The 20341-nt window shown below is 72.6% G+C and carries 15 protein-coding genes; 7 read left to right on the plus strand and 8 right to left on the minus strand.

The annotated features are described in order from the left end of the window. Positions 1-61: 61 nt before the first annotated feature. The 7 genes from LR269_RS05550 to LR269_RS05580 all read right to left on the minus strand — a co-directional run bounded on the left by LR269_RS05550 (position 62) and on the right by LR269_RS05580 (position 8985). On the minus strand, positions 62-736 hold the full coding sequence (locus LR269_RS05550; protein WP_231429774.1) for a response regulator transcription factor: 675 nt from the start codon (positions 734-736) through the stop codon (positions 62-64). Continuing rightward, positions 733-1995: a sensor histidine kinase gene (locus LR269_RS05555; RefSeq protein WP_231429775.1), complete on the minus strand. Its 1263-nt coding sequence runs from the start codon at positions 1993-1995 to the stop codon at positions 733-735. Before LR269_RS05555 ends, LR269_RS05550 begins: the two co-directional genes overlap by 4 nt. Positions 1996-2143: 148 nt before the next feature. Beyond that, positions 2144-3124: a YihY/virulence factor BrkB family protein gene (locus LR269_RS05560; RefSeq protein WP_231429776.1), complete on the minus strand. Its 981-nt coding sequence runs from the start codon at positions 3122-3124 to the stop codon at positions 2144-2146. 72 nt (positions 3125-3196) lie between these two features. Next, positions 3197-4240, minus strand: a complete 1044-nt coding sequence (locus tag LR269_RS05565; RefSeq protein WP_231429777.1) for an alpha/beta hydrolase — start codon at positions 4238-4240, stop codon at positions 3197-3199. A 66-nt stretch (positions 4241-4306) separates the two neighbouring features. Then, on the minus strand, positions 4307-5440 hold the full coding sequence (locus LR269_RS05570; protein ID WP_231429778.1) for a hypothetical protein: 1134 nt from the start codon (positions 5438-5440) through the stop codon (positions 4307-4309). 95 nt (positions 5441-5535) lie between these two features. Continuing rightward, complete coding sequence (locus LR269_RS05575; protein WP_231429779.1) at positions 5536-6045, minus strand: GNAT family N-acetyltransferase; 510 nt, start codon at positions 6043-6045, stop codon at positions 5536-5538. A gap of 120 nt (positions 6046-6165) precedes the next feature. Then, on the minus strand, positions 6166-8985 hold the full coding sequence (locus LR269_RS05580) for a M14 family zinc carboxypeptidase (RefSeq protein ID WP_231429780.1): 2820 nt from the start codon (positions 8983-8985) through the stop codon (positions 6166-6168). A gap of 360 nt (positions 8986-9345) precedes the next feature. On the opposite strand from LR269_RS05580, the gene LR269_RS05585 reads away from it, so the two are divergent. The 3 genes from LR269_RS05585 (at position 9346) to LR269_RS05595 (ending at position 13639) form a co-directional block, all read left to right on the plus strand. Then, entirely contained in the window at positions 9346-11547 is a 2202-nt protein-coding gene (locus tag LR269_RS05585; RefSeq protein WP_231429781.1) for a DEAD/DEAH box helicase, read from the plus strand. A gap of 95 nt (positions 11548-11642) precedes the next feature. Continuing rightward, a complete protein-coding gene (locus LR269_RS05590) occupies positions 11643-12410 on the plus strand; it encodes a hypothetical protein (RefSeq protein WP_231429782.1) in 768 nt (255 codons plus the stop codon). Positions 12411-12514: 104 nt separating this feature from the next. Further along, on the plus strand, positions 12515-13639 hold the full coding sequence (locus LR269_RS05595) for a hypothetical protein (RefSeq protein WP_231429783.1): 1125 nt from the start codon (positions 12515-12517) through the stop codon (positions 13637-13639). Positions 13640-13652: 13 nt separating this feature from the next. On the opposite strand, the gene LR269_RS05600 is transcribed toward LR269_RS05595, so the two are convergent. Further along, on the minus strand, positions 13653-15785 hold the full coding sequence (locus LR269_RS05600) for a RecQ family ATP-dependent DNA helicase (protein ID WP_231429784.1): 2133 nt from the start codon (positions 15783-15785) through the stop codon (positions 13653-13655). Between the two features lie 169 nt (positions 15786-15954). Here LR269_RS05600 and LR269_RS05605 point away from each other — a divergent pair, with 169 nt between their 5' ends. From LR269_RS05605 to LR269_RS05620, 4 genes are all read left to right on the plus strand, one after another. Continuing rightward, positions 15955-17271 (plus strand): MFS transporter, encoded by a 1317-nt coding sequence (locus LR269_RS05605; protein WP_231429785.1) that lies wholly within the window; start codon positions 15955-15957, stop codon positions 17269-17271. Between the two features lie 198 nt (positions 17272-17469). Continuing rightward, entirely contained in the window at positions 17470-18663 is a 1194-nt protein-coding gene (locus LR269_RS05610) for an acetyl-CoA C-acyltransferase (RefSeq protein ID WP_231429786.1), read from the plus strand. Further along, positions 18663-19421 (plus strand): enoyl-CoA hydratase/isomerase family protein, encoded by a 759-nt coding sequence (locus tag LR269_RS05615; protein ID WP_231429787.1) that lies wholly within the window; start codon positions 18663-18665, stop codon positions 19419-19421. The genes LR269_RS05610 and LR269_RS05615 overlap by 1 nt, the downstream gene beginning before the upstream one ends. Beyond that, a complete protein-coding gene (locus tag LR269_RS05620) occupies positions 19418-20323 on the plus strand; it encodes a 3-hydroxyacyl-CoA dehydrogenase family protein (RefSeq protein WP_374201086.1) in 906 nt (301 codons plus the stop codon). The genes LR269_RS05615 and LR269_RS05620 overlap by 4 nt, the downstream gene beginning before the upstream one ends. The last annotated feature ends 18 nt before the right edge of the window (positions 20324-20341 follow it).

Consider the following 20341-nt stretch of genomic DNA (forward strand, 5'->3'; position numbering starts at 1 on the left):
GTCGGCGCCGGGGCATCACCCCGCGGAGCGGTTCGCGGGCCCTACCGGGGTACGGCGGGGCTCAGCCTGCCGAGGGGGTGACCAGGCCGGTGTCGTAGGCGAGCACGACGGCGTGCACGCGGTCGCGCAGGCCGAGCTTCTGCAGGATCTTCGAGACGTGCGTCTTCACGGTCTGCTCGGCGATGAAGAGCGCCGCCGCGATCTCGGTGTTCGACATGCCCCGCCCCACGAGCGTGAGCACCTCGAGCTCGCGCTCGGTCAGCGCGGCGAGCCGGTTGCCGGCGGGCTTCGGCGGCGGGCCCGAGCGGGCGAAGTCCTCGATCAGCCGACGGGTGACGCTCGGTGCGAGCAGTGCATCGCCGCCGGCGACGACGCGCACGGCGGCGACGAGCTCTTCGGGCGTCGCGTCCTTCAGCAGGAATCCGCTCGCGCCCGCCCGCAGCGCGTCGTAGACGTACTCGTCGATGTCGAACGTCGTGAGCATGAGCACCTTCGGAACGTAGTCGGAGCTCCGCGGCGGCGACTGCAGCGCGCGCGTGGCCTCGATGCCGTTCTGCTGCGGCATCCGCACGTCCATGACGACGACGTCGGGTCGCAGCTCGTGCGCGAGCGCCACCGCCTCACGGCCGTCGGCGGCCTGGCCGACGACCTCGATTCCGTGCTGGGCGCCGAGCACCGCGGCGAATCCGGCGCGTACCATCGCCTGGTCGTCGGCGATGAGCACCGAGATCGTCACCACGGGCCTCCGTCCGACCCGAGCGGAAGGGTCGCGAGTACACGGTAGCCGCCGCCCGGGCGCGGTCCGTGCTCGGCACGCCCGCCGAGCAGGGCGGCGCGCTCGTCGATGCCGACGAGGCCGTGCCCGCCGTGAGCGCCCGCGCCCGCGGAATCGGCTTCGGAGCCGGCGTCGGATCCGGGGCCCGCGGTCGGCGACGCGGCGGGCGGCGCCTCGTTCTCGACGCCGACGACGAGTTCGTCGGCGAGCACCTCGATGGAGACATGGGTCGACGCCCCCGGCGCGTGGCGGACGACGTTGCTCAGCGCCTCCTGCACGATGCGGAAGGCGGCCGTCGCGGCGAGCCCGCCTTCGGGCAGTCGGTCGCCGAGCTCGAGGGTCACGGGCACCCCGCCGCGTTCGACCGAGGCGACGAGGGCGGGCAGGTCGTCGAGACCCGGTTGCGGTGCCGTCTCGGCGGTCGAGTCCGAGCTGCGCAGCACGCCGAGCAGCTGCCGCATCTCGGTCATGGCGACGCGAGCCGACTCGGCGATCTCGGCGAACTCGGCGCGGGCCGCGTCGCTCAGCCCGTCGACGCGGTACGGCGCGCTCGTCGCCTGCACGTGGATGATCGAGAGCCCGTGCGCCACGACATCGTGGAGCTCCCGGGCGATGCGGTTGCGCTCCTCGACGAGCACCCGCCGCTCCTGCTCGGCGGCCGACACGGCGCGCTCGCGGAACAGCTCCCCCGCGATCACCCGTCGCTGCGCGATGAGGAGCGCGATCGGCAGCGCGACCGCCGTGAGGCTCGCCGCGGCGATCTCGTTCGCGGTCGCGCCGGCGTCGACGAACGCGAACGGCACCGTCACGACCACGCCGGCGAGCCAGACCACGAACATGCCGAACCAGCTCATGCCGTTCATGCCGAGCACGAGCAGCAGGGCGGTCTGGCCGATGATCGTCGTCACCGGCCACGGCCATGGAGCACCCTCCGACCCGGCCGAGAGCAGGGCGAACATCAGGATGCCCCAGGTCGCGACGACCGCGGCGGTCCTCGGGAACCGCATCGCGAGGGGCAGCGCCCCCGCGAGCGCGAGGCAGGTCGCGAAGGCGCCGAGCAGGTGCACCCCGTAGATGGTCGCGGCGAGCGGCACCGAGACCGCGAACAGCACGAGGGCGAGCGCGGATGTCGCGAGCCACGCCCAAGCGCGGAGGCGCCGATCGGCGTCGGTCGGCGCGGGCGCGCCGCCGGACCGGGTGGTGGACAGCGAGAGGTTCATGGTGCCAGCCAGCCTGTCACGGCCGGTCGGGGTGCACATCCCTCGGCGGAGGGGTCTCAGGGCGATACTCCGGTAGGGGGCGGTGACTTCCGCTGGCATGGCCGCGCCGTCGACGGGTGCCCGAGCACCGGCCTCGTCGGGCGCCCGCTCAATCGAGCCGCAGGTGCCGCGACGCCCGCATGTCGTTCAGCCGCTCCTCGCGGTTCTTCGCGATGAGGCGGTCGTCGCGCAGCGGCAGCTGCACCTGCTCCTCGGCGACGACGCCGGCTCGCAGCTGCCGGGCGCGCTCGACCTCGGTGTCGAGCACCCCGCCGAAGAGCAGGGCGAGATTCGACAGCCACACCCAGAGCAGGAAGGCGATCGCACCGCCCAGCGCACCGTAGGTGCGCGAGTACGAGCCGACGCCGAAGACGTACATGGCGAACAATGCGCTCACCGCGACCCAGACGAGGAGCGCCCCGACTGCGCCGACGCTGAACCAGCGCAGGTGGCGTCGTCGCACGTTCGGCGCCGCCCAGCAGAGCAGGGCGATCGCGACGATGCCGATCGCGGCGAGCAGCGGCAGCTTGCCGAGGTCCCACCAGAAGGCGACGCCCTCGTCGAACCCCAGCGCCCGTGCCGTCGCGGTCGCGATCGGGCCGGTGATGACGAGGCCGACCACGGCGAGGGCCGCGAGCAGCAGGAGGGCCGCCGAGACGGCGAGCATCGCCGGGCGCATCGCCCAGAACGGGCGGCCCTCCTCGACCCCGTAGATGCGGTTCAGCCCTCGCCCGAGCGAGCCGACGTAGCCCGACGTCGCCCACAGCGCACCGAGCAGGCCCGTCACGAGCGCGAGGCCCGCGTGCGAGGCATCCAGGAGCTGCTCGAGCGGGGTGCGCACGGCGTCGACCGTCTCGGCGCCCCCGAGCTCCTCGACGACGCGGAGTGCGAGCGCGACGACCGCCTCCGCACTGCCGAACACCCCGATCGCGGCGAGTGCGGCGAGCAGGGCCGGCAGCGCTGCGAGCACTGCGTAGAAGGTGAGCGCGGCGGCGATATCCTGCACCTGGTTGATGCGGTACTCATGCGCGGTGCGCGTGAGGATGACGCGCCAGTCGTCGCGCGAGAGCTGCACGGGGGAGTCGGGCATGCGGCCTCCGATCGGATCCGAGCCTACGGCGCGGTCGGTCGCGGAGGGAGGGGGTTGCGCGCGGCGCTCGGCTCAGCCCAGGTGCGCGTGCAGGAACGCCGCGACCCGCACCCGCAGCGCCTCGTCGAGGATGCCGATCGAGTGCTCGCCGCCCGGCACGACCGCGAGCTCGACGGGCACGCCGGCGGCCTCGAGCACGGCGGCGAACCGCGTCGACTGCCCGAGCGGCACGATCTCGTGCTCGGAGTGCCCGATGAACACGGGCGGGTCGCTCGGGTCGACGTGCATCGCCGGCGAGGCATCCATCGCCTGCGGGCAGTGCGCGTCGGCGGCGCGAGGTTCGCACCCCAGGTAGTCGGCGACGATGCCCCGCAACCAGGCGGATGCCCCGTCGGCGTCGAGCGCGGCCGAGCCGAGTCCGACCGGGCCCGAGAGCTCGGCGACCGCGGCGACGCGGGACCCCGCGTCGAGCGCGCCGTCGCCGGTCGTGCCGAGGAGCGCGGCGAGGTTGCCGCCCGCCGAACCGCCGAACGCGCCGATGCGAGCCGGGTCGATGCCGAACCGCTCGACCTGTTCGGGTGCGCGCAGCCACTCGACGGCGAGGGCGACATCGTCGATCGCCCCGGGGAAGACGGTGTCGGGCACCAGCCGGTAGTTCACCGAGACGGCGACGAAGCCCTCGCTGGCGAGCCACATGCAGACGTTGCGCCAGTCGGTGTTCGCCTTGTCGCCGCGGGTCCAGCTGCCGCCGTGGATCGAGACGACGGCCGGGAGCAGCGACGTCGCCGTCGTGGCGGCCGCCTGCTCGGGTCCTTCGACCGGGGCGGCCGGCCGGCACACGTCGAGCGTCAGCAGCGTGCCGTCCTCGCGGACGCCGTACTCGAGATCGGCGTCGACCTGCAGCCCCTCGGGCGGCGTGAACGTGCGGATGCCGATGATCTCGTCACCGACGACCTCGCTCGCGGCATCGGGGCCGGGCGGGTCGATCTCGCGCAGCTGCTGGTGGAAGCCGGAGAGCGCGACGATGCCCACGATCGCGGCCGTCACGGCCGCTGCGGCCACCGCGACCCGCTTGCGGCGGACGCCGGAGCCGCCTGTGCGTCGGGTCGAGGTCACACCGGGCTCCGGGATTCAGGGGTGGAGCGATGCTAACCCACGATCGGCCGATCTGGAAACGCTTGCTCACGACCGTGAGACCACCGCTCCCGTCGTCGCGTCGAACGTCACGGACGCGTCCTCGTACGCGGAGTCGAGGAGGACCATCGCCTGCACCGGCCGGCTGCCCGACTCGTCGGCGACCCCGGCCCGCTGGAACCGCACGATCACCGACTCGGGGTCGGCGATGCCGCTCTCGTGCTGCGCCGCCGCGATGAGCTCCCGGACCTGCGTGAAGTCGACGGCGGTGACGTCGAACAGCTCGGCGGCCGGATCATCGGGCTGGATGAGCTCGGGCCCCTGGTGCTCGGTGCGGTCGTACCGGTACTGGTAGTCGTCGATCGTGAGCGCACCGGGTGTCGACGGCGCGGTCGCGAGGGCGTAGCCGTCGTAGAAGCCGACGCTCGTGAACTGCGGTCCGCCGACCTCGCGCACGAGCGCGTCGACGATCTCGTCGTGCCGGTCGCCCTCGACGACTCCGGCGGCGGCCGGGTCGCCTGCCGCGATCGCCGTGATCGATCGGCCGATCGTGCCGTACGCGGGCACGAGCGTCGCCGCGGCGGCGATGACGAGCACGAGCGCGAACACGACGGCGTGCAACGGATTCGACGTCGCCTTCGGAACGCCGAGCAGGGTCTCGGGCTCGCTCGGCCAGGCCTGCGCGGTGGCGGCGAGCGGGATGGTGCGATCGGCGCCGGCGCGCAGCCGCTCGGCCTCCCGCAGCCGCTCCCAGTCGTCGGGCGGGTCCATCACGAGCACGACGTTCGCCTTCGACTCGACCGGCCGGCGCACCACGACCACGCAGCCCGGCTGCAGGCGCGGCAGCGCGACGAGGTCGACGATCTCGCGGTGCACGGTCGTATAGGCCGCGCGGTGACGAGGCGCCACGGTGAGCACGAGCACGCACTGCGGCTGGTCGTTGATCGTCATGCCGGTCCGGCGGATGCGTTCGACCCGGGCGAGGGCGAGCTCGCCCGTCGGGTCGGTCGCGGCGGCGACCGCACGGCGGCTCGTCGTGAAGACCGACGCGGTGCCGGCGAGCAGCCCGATCGTGAGGGCGATGCCCCAGAACATCGAGTAGCGCGGGTCGCCGGTCGCGATCCAGCCGATCAGGCCGCCGGCGGCGGCGCCGAGTCCGATGGCGGAGAGGAGGCGGAGCATGGTGCGGGTCCTTTCGCGGGTTCGGCTCCCACGATGGCCCGGCGCGCCTCGAGCGCGGATGGGTAGCGATTGCTCATTCGCCCGCGGCGCGATGCTCAGGCCGGGGTGAGCTCCTTCGCCATGCACACGCTGAACTCCTCGCCGATGTACTGGCCGAACTGCTCGATCCGCCGGTACCCGTGCTTCTCGTAGAGGGCGAGCGCGGGCAGGTGCCGCGGCCCCGTCTCGAGCACGATCTCGCCGAGGCCGCGGGAGGCCGCGTCGGCCTCGATTCGCGTGAGCAGGGCGCCCGCGACGCCGAGTCCGCGTCCGGCCGGATCGACGAACATGCGCTTCAGCTCGCCGCGCCTTCCCGCGGCATCGCCCGGCGTCTCGTCGACGAGTGCCGCGATGCCGACTGCGGCGCCGAGCGCGTCGCGCGCGACGTACAGCCGCACCTCGGGTCGCTCGAGCTGGGCGACGTCGAGCAGGAAGCACGCTTCAGGCGGGTACAGGCTGCGCGAATACTCGGTGCTGCCCTCGAGCAGGCGCTCCACCTCGGGCTGTCGGGGCGGCTCGATCGAGATCGCGACGGATGCTTCGGTGCTGGGTCGTTCGGCCGGCATGCGACGAGCGTACGGACCGCGCGTTTCGCGCACGTTTCACGGCGGACGCCCGGCTGCACGGCGTCGGCTCCGCGATACCGGATCGCGGAGCCGACGCCGTCCGAACAGGCGGCTGCGGCCTCAGCCGACGATCGCCTGGGGGGTGACGCCCGCGTCGTGGATGCGCTGCACGAGCTCGCGCAGGAAGGGGTGCTCGTCGGCGCTCAGCCCGTCGGGGTTCGCGATCGTGAACACCGTGCTGCCCCCGGCGGTCGCCCTGGTCGCGTCGTCGGCGTACTCCGCGACGAGCGCGGCGACCTTCTTCGCGTCGTTCGGCGCCACCGTGATCGAGATCGGGCGCCACTCGCCGCCGAGGTCGGCTGCGACCGGTGCCGCCTGCGCGGCCTCACGGGCGGCGGTCGCCCGGTTCGACGACGCCGCGGTCTCGCCCGCCGGCATGAGCAGCGCGTTCGCGACGAGCTGCATGCCCGAGTCGTTGTACGCGCGGAACAGCGGGTTGAAGGCGTAGAGCACCGCGTGCCCCGACCCGACCGGCTCGTCGACGACGGCGGCCGAACCGCGGAGCGCGTCGGCGCCGACCGAGTAGCCGTTCGTCCAGAACGTGTCGCCCGTCGGGTAGGTCACCACGTTCGTGCCCGTCGTCGACGGCTCGAGGATCGGGTCGCCGTTGTTGAACGCGAAGTCCTCGTCGGGGCGTCCGAGGCCGATCGTGCTCGAGGCATCCGTGTCGACCCGGAAGTGCGAGCCGACGACCTGGTAACCCGCCGGCTTCGCCCGCTCGGTCGTGCTCGTGAGCCCCGCCGAACGCGCCACGCGGGTGCCCTCGTTGCGGAAGCCCAGGTAGACGCCGCCGTTCTCGACCCAGGCCTTGAGGTTCGCCTGACCGGTCGCGGTGAGCCCGCCCGTCGCGTTCGAGCCGTCGGGCACGACGAGCACGTCGCGGTCGGTGAACGCCGCCGTGTTGTCGTTGATGTCGGCCGTCGTCACCGGCGCGAGGTCGAGCCCCCAGCGCTCGCCGAGCACGAACCGCGTCTCGCCGTGCGATCCCGCCGTGAGCGAGATGCCGGTGCCGCCGAACAGGCCGACGTCGGGCAGGCCGAGCGGCGAGGCATCCGTCGGCGCCGTCGTGTTCGTGAGGCTGATGCCGAACGATCGCGCCAGACGGTCGAGGTCGACCGAGCGCATCGCCGACGGCGGCACGACGACGAGCCCGTCGGCCGTGCGCTGCAGCTCGGCGCCCTCGCCCAGCAGGGCGAACGTCAGGTCGGCCGCCTTCGAGGAGTCGAGCGGGTAGGCGTACGCCTCGCCCTTCTTCGCCGTGTTCGCGATGCCGCCCGAGGTGTCGGTCACGCGCTTCGCCTTGGGCGTGACCTCGTCGCCCGTCGAGAGGGCGTTCATGCCCGCCAGCAGCGGGTTGCTCCACGACGAGACGTCGTAGAAGTACGGGAACGGCACGTACGGGTCCTCACCCAGCGTCGCCTGGATCCAGTGCTTCTGCGGCTGGGCCATGGGGATCCAGTAGGAGCCGGCCGGCACCGTCACCTCGGAGGCGTCGCGGCCGCCGAACAGGCGCGCGGAGTCGAGGGTCAGGGGCTTCTGGACCTCGTAGACCTCGACGTCCATGCGGCGCAGCCGGTCGACGAGCTCGCGCACGTCGCCGAGCTGCCGGTCGGGCAGCAGGAAATAGCTGCGCACCGTCAGGTCGGGCACCGGGAACTGCACGGTGTTCGTCGGCTGCACGACCTCGTTGGGCTCGAGCGTGCCGGCCTCGCCCTCGGCGAGCGCGGTCTTCCAGATCTGGTACCAGCTCGACAGGATCTCGTGCCGGTTGTCGGCAGCCCAACCGGTCGTCGCCCACTGCGTGAGGAACTGCTGCTGCACCCGGTCCTCGGTGGCCGACGCCGACCCCTTCTCATAGGTCATGCCGGCCGCACCGAACCCGGTCGCGGGCACCGTGTCGCCGTACCCCATGTAGAACATGTCGTACGAGCGGTAGTTGAAGTAGCACTCGGTCGTGACCGTGTCGGTGCAGATGCCGTTGTAGTTCTCCGTGAACGTCTCGGCGTTCTCGGCGCCGATGCGGTTGATCCAGTCGACCGGCTGGTCGGCGATCTCGTGGTGGATCGGGTCGGCGTTCGGCGGGAAGAAGTACTGGCGGCCGCCCATCTCGTGGGCGTCGATGAAGACCTGCGGTGGGAAGGCCCGCAGCAGCTCGAGCTTGGCGTCGGTCTCGACCTGGGTGCGCGCGAACCAGTCGCGGTTGAGGTCGAAGCCGAAGTCGTTCTGGCGGCGGTTCGCGTTGCGACCGTCGGGGTTCTGCGTCGGCATGATGACCGTGATCAGGTTGTCGAGCCGGTTCTCGACGTCGCACGACAGGCCCGACGACAGCTCGTAGAGCGTCTTGAGCGCAGCATCGGCGCCCGACTTCTCGCCGCCGTGCACGTTGCCGGCGATCCACGCGATCGCGGGCAGCTCGTCGGCGTACTCGGCCGCCTTCGCGTCGTTCAGCGCACGCGGATCGCGCAGTTCGCGGATCTGCCTGGCGATCTTGTCGAGCGCCGGCTTCGTGACGTTCGCCGACTTCGACACGATCGCGTAGGGCATCTCCTCGCCCCCGTTGCTCGTCGCGACGGTGCCCGAGACGACCCGGTCGCTGGCGGCGTCGATCGCGGCGACGTACGCCTGGATCTGGTCGACCGTGACCGGCTCGGCCTGGCCGAGGCCGAGCGGCGTGCCGAGCGCGTCCTCCGGCGACGGGACGGAATCGAGCCGGGCGTTCGGGTCGGCCGAGCAGTCGGCCGTCGCGGATGCCGCGGCGAAGGCGGAGGTCTGCGGCGAGGCCGCTGCGGCCGCCGCTGGGACCACCGCGACGGCGGGGATCAGCAGGGCGCTCGCGAACAGCGCGGTCGCGCGTGTCAGACGGAGTTCGGTGTGCTTCATTGGACAGTTCCCTCCAGAACAGGCCACGGGGGGCGGCCCGTGGCCGAGTCTGCCAGCGCCCCCGTTCGGGGGATAGTCCTCCTTTCGGCCCACTGGCGAAGGCGGAACCGGTGGTCGATCCCGGTTTCGCGCGCTGCACGGAGGTTTCCCAGCCGGATTCCGGTATTCTCGACGGGTCGGTTCTTGACACCGCGTTCGCGCGGATGGGTTTGTGAGTCAAAAGGGCCGGTTCCGGGGCGACTGGTCTCGGATAGTCACCGTATGTGAACGGCCCCGGTCGACGATGTTCCGGGTTCTCGGCGTGCTGCGCTCGCAGCTGCGCCGCCATGTACCTCTCGTACAACCCAGGAAGTCATCACCATGCCCAAGAACAAGAAGCCCAAGGGCGGCCGTCCCGCCGCCAACTTCGACCCGTCGTACGCGAAGGGCGGCAAGGGTCGCGGAACGCAGAAGGCCGGATCGCGCAGCCCCGGCCACCGTGGCTACCGTCCCGAGGAGGAGGCGCCCCGCAAGGAGCGCTGGTCGCGCGACGAGCGCGTCGCCTCGGGCCGCTCACCGCACCGTGCCGACCGCGAGGGCCGCGCCGATTCCTCGGCCGGTTGGGGAGCCGAGCGCAGCGGTGCGTCCCGGGACCCGCGCTCGCGCGACGACCGTCGATACGGCGACCGCCCCGCGCGCCCCCACTACCGCGAGGACCGTCCGGCCCGTTCGTACGATCGTGACGATCGCGCTCCGCGTTCGTTCGACCGGAACGACCGGAACGACCGGAACGACCGTCCGGCTCGTTCGTACGATCGCGACGACCGCGCTCCGCGTTCGTTCGACCGGAACGACCGCAACGACCGTCCGGCCCGCTCCTACGATCGTGACGACCGCGCCCCGCGTTCGTTCGACCGCAACGACCGCAACGACCGTCCGGCCCGCTCCTACGATCGGGACGATCGGGCTCCGCGCCGCTTCGATCGCGACGACCGTGCGCCGCGCTCGCATGACCGCAACGACCGCGCCCCGCGTTCGTACGACCGCAACGACCGCCCGGCCCGCTCGCACGATCGCGACGATCGTGCACCGCGCCGCTTCGACCGCGACGACCGCCCCGCGCGCGTCCATGGCCGCGACGATCGCGGCCAGCGTCGCGAGTTCGACCGGCCCGGCTTCCGCGACTCCGGTCGCCGGCCCTCGAACTTCTTCCCCGCTCGCGACGCGGCGCCGCGCTTCTCGTCGAACGACGACGTCGTGCTCGAGCGCCTCGAGGCCGAGGCCATCCAGGCCGACGCCGTCGAGGGTGTGGACTTCGCCGATCTCGGCCTCGGCGGCAACGTCGTCCGCGCGCTCCGCGAGCTCGGGGCGGAGTCGCCCTTCCCGATCCAGGCCGCGACGATCCCCGTCGTGCTCGAGGGCCGCGACGTGCTCGGCCGGGGCAAGACCGGCTCGGGCAAGACGATCGCGTTCGGCGCCCCCGCGGTCGAGCGGCTCATGCAGCTCTGGACCGAGTCGGGCAAGGCCGGCGGACGCCGCCAGATGGGCCGCAAGCCCCGCGCCCTCATCCTCGCCCCGACCCGCGAGCTCGCGCTGCAGATCGACCGCACCGTGCAGCCGATCGCGCAGAGTGTCGGCCTCTTCACGACCCAGATCTACGGCGGCGTGCCGCAGGGGCGCCAGGTCGGTGCGCTGCAGCGCGGCGTCGACATCGTGATCGGCACCCCCGGTCGCATCGAGGACCTGATCGAGCAGGGCCGCCTCGACCTCTCGGAGGTCGTCATCACGGTGCTCGACGAGGCCGACCACATGTGCGACCTCGGGTTCCTCGAGCCGGTGCAGCGCATCATCCGTCGTACCGCCCCCGGCGGCCAGAAGCTGCTGTTCTCGGCGACCCTCGACAAGGGCGTCGCCGCCCTCGTCGACGAATTCCTCGTCGAGCCGGCCGTGCACGAGGTCGCCGGTGAAGACCAGGCCTCGTCGACGATCGACCACCGCGTGTTCGTCATCGACAACCGCGACAAGCGCGACATCGTCGCCCAGCTCGCGCAGCGCGAGGGCAAGACCCTCGTGTTCAGCCGCACCCGCGCCTTCGCGGAGGACCTGACCGACCACCTCGAGGACTACGGAATCCGCGCGGTCGCCCTCCACGGCGACCTCAACCAGGCCAAGCGCACGCGCAACCTGCACCAGCTCACGAGCGGTCGCGTCGACGTGCTCGTCGCGACGGATGTCGCGGCGCGAGGCATCCACGTCGACGACATCGACCTCGTGATCCAGGCCGACGCGCCCGACGAGTACAAGACCTACCTGCACCGTGCGGGCCGTACCGGCCGCGCCGGCAAGGAGGGTCGCGTCGTCACCCTCATCCCGCGCAACCGTCAGCGTCGCATGAGCGAGTTGCTCGGTCGCGCCGAGATCGACGTCGACTTCGTCGACGTGCGCCTCGGCGACGACCTGCACGGCGAGCTCGAGCGCGGTGCCGCCGCGGTCGAGGTCGAGACGGTCGAGGTCGTCGAGGTCGAGTCGTCCGACGTGACCGCGTCAGTGGCCGACACGACTGACGTCGAGCCCGCCTCCTGAGCCCGCGGGAGTCGCGGCGCTAGCATGAGCGCGACGCGACTCCCCGGCGCGGCCGCCCGGGCTCGGGCGGGAGCGCGCTGGGGAGGCGCAACCGCATGACCGACGAACCGACCTCGACCCCTGCTCCGTCCGAGGGTGGTGCGCCACCGGCCGGCGCGCCCGCCGGTGCCGCGACTGCAGCTCCACCCGCGGCCGCGACGCGTTCGATGCTCATCTGGTTCGGCGTCGTCATCGTCGTGCTGTCGTTCGTCGCGGCGTTCCTCGGCTCGTGGCTCGCTCGATCCGGTGACTCGACGGCCGCGGCTCCCAGCCCGACGCCGACGGCGACGGTCGACGAGGCCGCCTACGAAGAGGCGCTCGAGGAGATCCTGCCCGCGGGATCGGCCGTTCGCGCCGGCAGCGGGGCGCCCGAGGCCGGCAAGGGCTACGAGGGCGACGTCTACATCGACATCACCACCTCCGACGTGTACCTCTTCGAGGACGGCGAGTGGACGCTCGTCGGCAACATCCGCGAGTCGGCCGCCGAGAACCTGACGGGCGCCACCGGAAAGACGGGTGCGACCGGCGCGCAGGGCGAACAGGGCGAACAGGGCGAGCAGGGCGAGCAGGGAGCGCAAGGCGAAGCCGGCACTCCGGGGACCCAGGTCCTGCTCGGCGTCGGCGCTCCGGCGGCCGACACGTGCACGACGAACGGCGACGTCTACATCGACACCTCGACCGTGCAGTTCTACGAATGCGCCGCCGGATCGTGGCGGCTCTTCGGGCCGCCGAGCACGCCGACTCCGACCGAGGCGCCCGTCCCGACCGAGGAGCCCGCTCCGACGGAGACGCCCGCCGCCCCTGAGGACTCCACCGGGGAGTGAGCCGTCGCGGACGGCGGGAAGACGGGCGGTGAGGGCAGGATGCCGCGCCCGTCACCGTGCACACACTAATCCGCCGACCCCACCGGCGCGCTATGTTCGGACCCATGCGCTCATCGGGTCTCGAACTGTTCGCCGGAGTCGTCGCGACCGCCGTCCTCGTCGCCGGCCTCGCCGGATGCACCCCCGAGCCGGCACCCGCGGCTTCTCCCGACCCGACGGCCGCCGCATCTCCCGAGCCCGTCGCGACGCCGCTCGAGTGCGACGACCTCGTCGCGCCCGAGCTCGTCGCGGCGACCCTCGAGGGCGGCGACGGCAACCCGGTCGAGCCCGTCGCCGCGGCGTACGAGCACGACGTCTTCACCGGCGTCCTGCTCGAGGGCGTCGGCGGCCTGCCCTGTTCGTGGCGGGTCGGCAGCGGGATGCCGGACTACGGCAACGGCTCCGACTGGGCGTACCTGCGCGTCGACGTGCTCCCCGAGGCGGCCGGCGAGTGGCAACCCGAGTGGGCCGGTGACGCCCCGTCGACCGATACCCGTGACGTGGCCGGGATCACCGCATCGATCGCCGCCGGTGACAGCGGGTGGCGGCTGTCGGCTCCGGTGGGCGACGCGTGGGTGCGGCTGAGCATCAGCGCCGCCGGACTGACCGGTGCGGGATCGCGCTTCCTCGGCGTGCCCGGTGGCGACATGCTCGACCGCCTCGCCGCCGCAGCAGAGCCGGTCTTCACGAGCATCGCGGGCGCGTCGCCCGAGCAGCTCGCCTGGCCGGCGATGCCGTCGCGCGAGGGCGAGGCCGCCTGCACCGGAGGGCTCGACGAGCAGGGCATCGTCGCGGCCGAGCAGCTTCCCGACGGCAGCGCCGTCGAATACACGGCGGTCGACGCGACGACCGCGCCGGTCGAGGGCTTCACGGGCGCCGTCGAGGCGGCGGCCCGTGCCTTCGACTGCGACGTCGTCGTGGATGGCGGAGCCGTGCCGCTCGTCTCGATCACGACCGCCCGCGGATTCGGGCCGCTCTTCGAGCGCCTGCGCGAGCCCGACGGCGACGTGGCGTTCGAGCCGATCGAGCTCGCCGACGTACCCGCGGGGTCGACGGCGGAGGCGGTCGTCCGTGGATACGACGACGGACCGTCGTCGCCCGCCTACCTCGTCGTGGGTGACAGCCTCTACCGGATCCAGGGCGACGGCGCGTCCGCCGTCGCGCAGGCGATCGTGCACCAGACGTACTGACGCAGCGCGCCCGCTACCCTCGCACAGCCAGCGCGAAAGGCAGCACCTCGGTCGCCCCGGCTGCGCGGAGTTCGCGTGCGGCGACCGTCAGGGTCCATCGGCTGTCGACCTGGTCGTCGACGAGCAGCACCGGCCCAGCCGGCACACCGAGCCCGCCGGCGCTGAAGCGCTGCCACACGCCCGCGAGCCGGAACGCGCTGTTGCCGCCCGGCTGGCCGGTCGGACCGCCGTCGACGAGTTCGAGCGCACCGAGGTAGGGCAGCCGCCCCACCTCGGCGAGGCCGCGCGCGAGTGAATCGACCAGCTGCGGCTTCGAGCGCGACGGCATCGCGACCACGGCCACCGGGCGCTCGGCCCAACCCCACTCGGCGAGCACCCGCACGCAGCCGTCGAGCACGCGGGGCGGCACCGGTGCATCGGGGGCGCCGGCCGCGAACAGCTCGCGCAGCGTGCCGCCCCAGCCGAGGTCGGTGAGCCGGGCCAGCGCCCGCCCCTCGGCGGCTCGCGCCTCGGGCGCGATGCGGCCCTTCACCGGTACGCCCAGGCGGTCGGCGCCGGTGGGCCACTGCGCACGCGGCTCGATCGGAACGCCCACCCGGTCGAGCGCTCCCCGGGCGGCGGCGGATGCCTCGCCGCCGACGCTCGTCGGGTACCAGGCGCCCGCGCAGTTGTCGCACCGGCCGCACGGGGTCGCCGTGTCGTCGTCGAGCGAGCGCTGCAGGAACTCCATGCGGCAGCCGTCGGTCGTCTCGTACTCGAGCATGTGCTGCTGCTCGGCGAGGCGCTCTGCGGCGATGCGGCGGTATCGGTCGGCGTCGTAGACCCATGGCGCACCGGTCGCGACCCAGCCGCCCTGCACCCGGCGCACCGCCCCGTCGACGTCGAGCACCTTGAGCAGGAGCTCGAGCGGGGTCCGCCGGATGTCGACCATGGCCTCGAGCGACGGCGTCGAGGTCGGGGCGTCGGAGGAGAGGGCCGAGATCACGCGGCTCGCGCGCTCTTCATCGGGCATCGACGCGGTGGCGAAGTAGTGCCAGATGTCGGGATCTTCGGTGCCGGGCATGAGCAGCACGTCGGCCGACTCGGTCGCCCGCCCCGCGCGGCCGACCTGCTGGTAGTAGGCGACGGGTGACGATGGAGCGCCGAGGTGCAGCACGAAACCGAGGTCGGGCTTGTCGAAGCCCATGCCGAGCGCGCTCGTCGCGATGAGCGCCTTGACCTCGTTGCGCTTCAGCATCGTCTCGGACTCGGCGCGTTCGTCGGGGTCGGTCTGGCCCGTGTAGGCGCGCACGGCGTGGCCGTGCTCGCGCAGCAGGCGTGCGGTGTCGTTCGCCGCGGCGACCGTGAGGGTGTAGATGATGCCGGAGCCCGGCAGGTCGTCGAGGTGGTTCAGCAGCCACGCCAGCCGGCTCGGCGAATCGGGCAGCCGCAGCACGCCGAGCCGCAGTGAGGCGCGGGCGAGCGGACCGCGGATGGTGAGCACGCCGGCCGCGGCATCCGCATCAGGGCCGGAGGCGGGCGCCGGACCGCCCGTCGTCGCCCCCAGCTGTTCGGCCACGTCGGCGACGACGCGGCTGTTCGCGGTCGCCGTGGTCGCGAGCACGGGCACGTCGGCCGGCATCCGGGCGATGAGCTCGCGGAGCCGGCGGTAGTCGGGACGGAAGTCGTGCCCCCAGTCGCTGATGCAGTGCGCTTCGTCGACGACGAGCAGGCCGATGCGCTCGACGAGCGCCGGCAGCTGCGTCTCGCGGAACGCCGGGTTGTTGAGGCGCTCGGGGGAGACGAGCAGCACGTCGACCTCGTCGGCCGCGAGCTGCTGCTCGACGTCGCGCCACTCGTGCGCGTTCGTCGAGTTGATGGCCACTGCGCGCACGCCTGCTCGCTCGGCGGCGGCGATCTGGTCGCGCATGAGCGCGATGAGCGGGGAGACGAGCAGGGTGGGGCCGGCGCCGGCGCGCCGCTGCAGGAGCGTCGCGACGAAGTAGACCGCCGACTTGCCCCAGCCGGTGCGCTGCACCACGAGGGCGCGACGCCGCCCCTCGACGAGCGCCTGGATCGCCTCGAACTGGCCGTCGTGGAAGACGGCGTCGTCGCGGCCGACGAGCTCGCGCAGGGCTTCGAGGGCGGACGGACGCAGGTCGCTCATGCCCTCAAGCCTGCCCGATGCCGCTGACAGCCTTCCGCACGGGCGGCCGGATGCGATACGCTCTGGATTCCCTACCGAACAATCGGTCAGGAAATAGGTCTCCGGCGCGACGCGTCCCGGTCGCGCCGGCCGGCCTGTCCCCGCCCGCCCCCTGAACAACGGAGTTCGCATGACCGCTGTCACCGACCGCCCCCGGGCCGGAAGCACCACGGCCGAAGAACGCAAGGTCCTCGCCGGCACCCTCGTCGGCACCTCGATCGAGTGGTACGACTTCTTCATCTACGCGCAGGCCGCCGGCCTCGTGCTCGCGCCGCTCTTCCTCGCCCCCGTCGCCGAGTCGAACCCGGGCCTCGCCCAGGTGCTCTCGTTCGCGACGATCGGCATCTCGTTCCTGTTCCGGCCGCTCGGCGCCGTCGTCGCCGGTCGCCTCGGCGACAAGCTCGGCCGCAAGAAGATGCTCGTCTTCACGCTCGTCATGATGGGCCTGTCGACCGCGCTCATCGGCGTGCTGCCGACCTACGCCGCGATCGGCATCGCGGCGCCCGTCCTGCTCATCCTGCTGCGCATCCTGCAGGGCTTCTCGGCGGGCGGCGAGTGGGGCGGCGCCGCACTCATGGCCGTCGAGCACGCGCCGAACGGCAAGCGCGGGTTCTTCGGCGCCTTCCCGCAGATCGGCGTGCCGATCGGCATGATCCTCGCGACCTTCACGCTGTGGGTGCTCACGAGCTCGATGTCGCCCGAGGCGTTCATGGCGTGGGGATGGCGCATCCCGTTCCTGCTCTCGATCGTGCTGATCATCGTCGGCTACGTCATCCGCAAGGCCGTCGAGGAGAGCCCGGTGTTCGAGGAGCTGCTGCGCCGCCGCAAGGAGGCCTCGGCCCCGCTCGGCCAGCTGTTCCGCAAGAACACGAAGCAGGTCGTGCTCACGGCGGTCATCTTCATCGCGAACAATGCGGCCGGCTACCTGCTGATCGCGTACTTCGCGACCTACGCGGTCACGGCGCTCGGCATGGACCGCCCGACGGTGCTGCTCGCGACGACCCTCGCCTCGTTCGGCTGGCTGATCTTCACGCTCTGGGGCGGCCGGGTCTCCGACCGGCTGGGTCGCGTGCGCACGTTCCAGATCGGCTACGTCTTCCTCGCGCTCTGGGCCGTGCCGATGTGGTTCCTCATCGACACGGGCGAGATCCTCTGGTACTTCGTCGCGCTGTTCGTGATGACGTTCGGGCTGGGCCTCTCGTACGGGCCGCAGGCGGCGCTCTACGCCGAGATGTTCCCGGCGAACGTGCGGTACTCGGGCGTCTCGATCGGGTACGCGCTCGGCGCGATCCTCGGCGGCGCGTTCGCCCCGATGATCGCCGAGGCGCTCATGAACCAGTTCCACGCCTCGTGGACGATCGGCGTCTACATCGCGATCGCCGCCGTCATCTCGCTCGTGGGCGTCTCGCTCGTGAAGGAGACGAAGGACGTCGACCTGCTCGACTGAACCGTCGATGAGCGCGGATGCCTCGGGGTGATCGCCGCCCCGAGGCATCCGTCGTCTTCGAGGCTCGCCGGAGCGGTCGCGAGGTCGCGGCGGATGCCGCGACGTGACATAATTACTTCCCGAACGCTCGGTCAGGAATTCGACCGGGCGATACCGTGCTCACGGTGCCCCGTCGGACAACGTAGTCAGGAGAGCCGCATGGCCGAGGCCTATCTCGTCGGAGGGGCGCGCACGCCCGTCGGTCGCTACGGCGGCGCCCTCGCGACGGTACGTCCCGACGACCTCGCCGCACTCGTCGTCGGCGAGGCGGTGCGCCGTTCGGGCCTCGCACCCGGTGAGGCGGCCGAGATCGACGAGGTGATCCTCGGCGCCGCCAACCAGGCCGGCGAGGACAACCGCAACGTCGCTCGCATGGCCGTGCTCCTCGCCGGCCTGCCCGACGAGGTGCCGGGCGTCACCGTCAACCGGCTCTGCGCCTCGGGCATGTCGGCCATCACGATGGCCGCGCAGGCGATCCGTGCCGGCGACGCCGACCTCATCGTGGCCGGCGGCGTCGAGTCGATGACCCGCGCGCCCTGGGTGCAGCAGAAGCCGAGCTCGGCGTGGGCGAAGCCCGGCGCGGCGTACGACACGTCGATCGGCTGGCGGTTCCCGAACCCCGAACTCGTCGCCCGCGACAAGGCGACCTACTCGATGCCCGAGACGGCCGAAGAGGTCGCGCGCGTCGACGGCATCACCCGTGCAGAGGCCGACGCCTTCGCGCTGCGCTCGCAGCATCGGGCCGCCGCGGCGATCGCCGCCGGCCGGTTCGAGGCCGAGATCGTCGGCGTGCCCACGCATCGCGGCGACGTGCTCGTCGACGAGGGACCGCGGCCCGACTCCACGCTCGAGGCTCTGGCGCGGTTGCGCCCGGTCGTGCCGGGCGGCGAGGTCGTGACGGCCGGCAACTCGAGCTCGCTCAACGACGGCGCCTCGGCGATCGTCGTCGCGAGCGCCGCCGCGGTCGAGCGCTACGGGCTCACCCCGCGGGCCCGCATCGTGGTCGGCGCGAGCGCGGGCATCGCCCCCGAGATCATGGGGCTCGGACCGGTGCCGGCCACCGAGAAGGCGCTCGAGCGGGCCGGCATCGACCTCGACGAGATCGGCTCGATCGAGCTCAACGAGGCGTTCGCGACGCAGTCGATCGCCTGCATCCGCCGGCTCGGGCTCGATGACGAGCTCGTCAATGCCGACGGGGGCGCCATCGCGCTCGGGCACCCGCTCGGGTCGAGCGGGTCGCGTCTCGTGGTGACCCTGCTCGGCCGCATGGAGCGCGAGGGCGCTCGCTACGGCCTCGCGACCATGTGCGTCGGCGTCGGCCAGGGCTCGGCCCTCATCGTGGAGCGCGTGTGATGGGCGACTCGACGAACGGCGTCGCCGAGGGGCCGCTCCGCGTCGAGCGGTCGGCCGATCGCGTCGTCGCCACGCTCGACCGGCCCGAGAAGCGCAACGCGATCGACCAGGCCACGATCGACGCCCTGCACGCGCTGTGCGCCGAGCTCGAGGCCGAGCCGCGCATCCTCGTCATCACCGGTGCCGGCGGCGTCTTCGCCTCGGGCGCCGACATCGCCCAGCTCCGCGATCGTCGCGCGCACGACGCCCGCCGCGGCATCAACGCGAACGCCTTCATCCGCATCGCCGACCTGCCGATGCCGGTCATCGCCGCCCTCGACGGGTACGCCCTCGGCGGCGGCGCCGAGCTCGCGTACGCCGCCGACATCCGCATCGCGACCCCGTCGCTCAAGATCGGCAATCCCGAGACCGGGCTCGGCATCATCGCCGCGGCCGGCGCCAGCTGGCGCCTCAAGGAGATCGTCGGCGACGCCCGCGCCGCCGAGCTGCTGCTGACGGGGCGCACGATCGACGCGGCCGAGGCGCTCTCGATCGGGCTCGTCTCGTCGGTGCACCCGGCCGGCGACCTGCTCGCGGCCGCGCACGAGGTCGCCGACCGCATCGCCCGCAACGACCGGGCCGCGACGATGGCGACGAAGCGCGTCTTCCGCGCTCCGCGCTCGGCGCACCCCGCGGTCGACCTCGACGAGCAGGCCGTGCTCTTCGAGAGCCCCGAGAAGATGCGGCGCATGACCGAGTTCCTGGAGAGGAAGCAGTGAACGACGAGTCCCGCGGTCCCGAGACGACTCCCTCGTCGAGCACCGCCTCTGGTGCCCCCGGCCGTGTCGGCGTGCTCGGCGGCGGTCGCATGGGCGCCGGCATCGCCCACGCCTTCCTGCTCGCGGGCTCGCGGGTCACCGTCGTCGAGCGCGACGCCGATGCCGCGACGGCCGCCGCGACCCGTGTGCTCGAGTCGGTCGACGCCTCGATCGCGCGCGGCACCGCCGACGAGGATGTCGCAGCGTACGCCGCCCGTTTCGCGACGAGCACCGCCGTCGACGCCTTCGCCGGTTGCGATCTCGTCGTCGAGGCGGTGCCGGAGGACCTCGAGCTCAAGATCGACGCCCTCACCCGGGTCGAGGCGGTGCTCGCACCGGGCGCCGCCCTCGCGTCGAACACGTCGTCGATCTCGATCGACCAGCTCGCCGCTCTGCTCGAGCGCCCGCACCGGTTCGTCGGCCTGCACTTCTTCAACCCCGTGCCGGCCTCGACCCTCGTCGAGATCGTGCGCGGCGAGGCATCCGACCCCTCGCTCGTCGACGACGCGCGCGACTGGGTGCGTGCCATCGGAAAGACGCCGATCGTCGTCGCCGACGCCCCGGGGTTCGCCTCGTCGCGCCTGGGCGTCGCGCTCGGGCTCGAGGCGATCCGCATGCTCGAGGCGGGGGTCGCGAGCGCCGAGGACATCGACGCCGCGATGACGCTCGGCTACAAGCACCCGGTCGGGCCGTTGCGGCTCACCGACCTCGTCGGACTCGACGTGCGGCTCGGCATCGCCGAGTACCTCGCCGAGACGCTCGGCGACCGATTCGAACCGCCCGCCCTGCTGCGCCGCCTGGTCGCCGAGGGCAAGCTCGGCCGCAAGGCCGGCGAGGGCTTCTACCGATGGGATGCCTCGTGAGCGGTCTCGACACGCTCC

It is taken from the genome of Agromyces sp. S2-1-8 (genome assembly GCF_021129215.1).
Taxonomy (GTDB): Bacteria; Actinomycetota; Actinomycetes; order Actinomycetales; family Microbacteriaceae; genus Agromyces; species Agromyces chromiiresistens.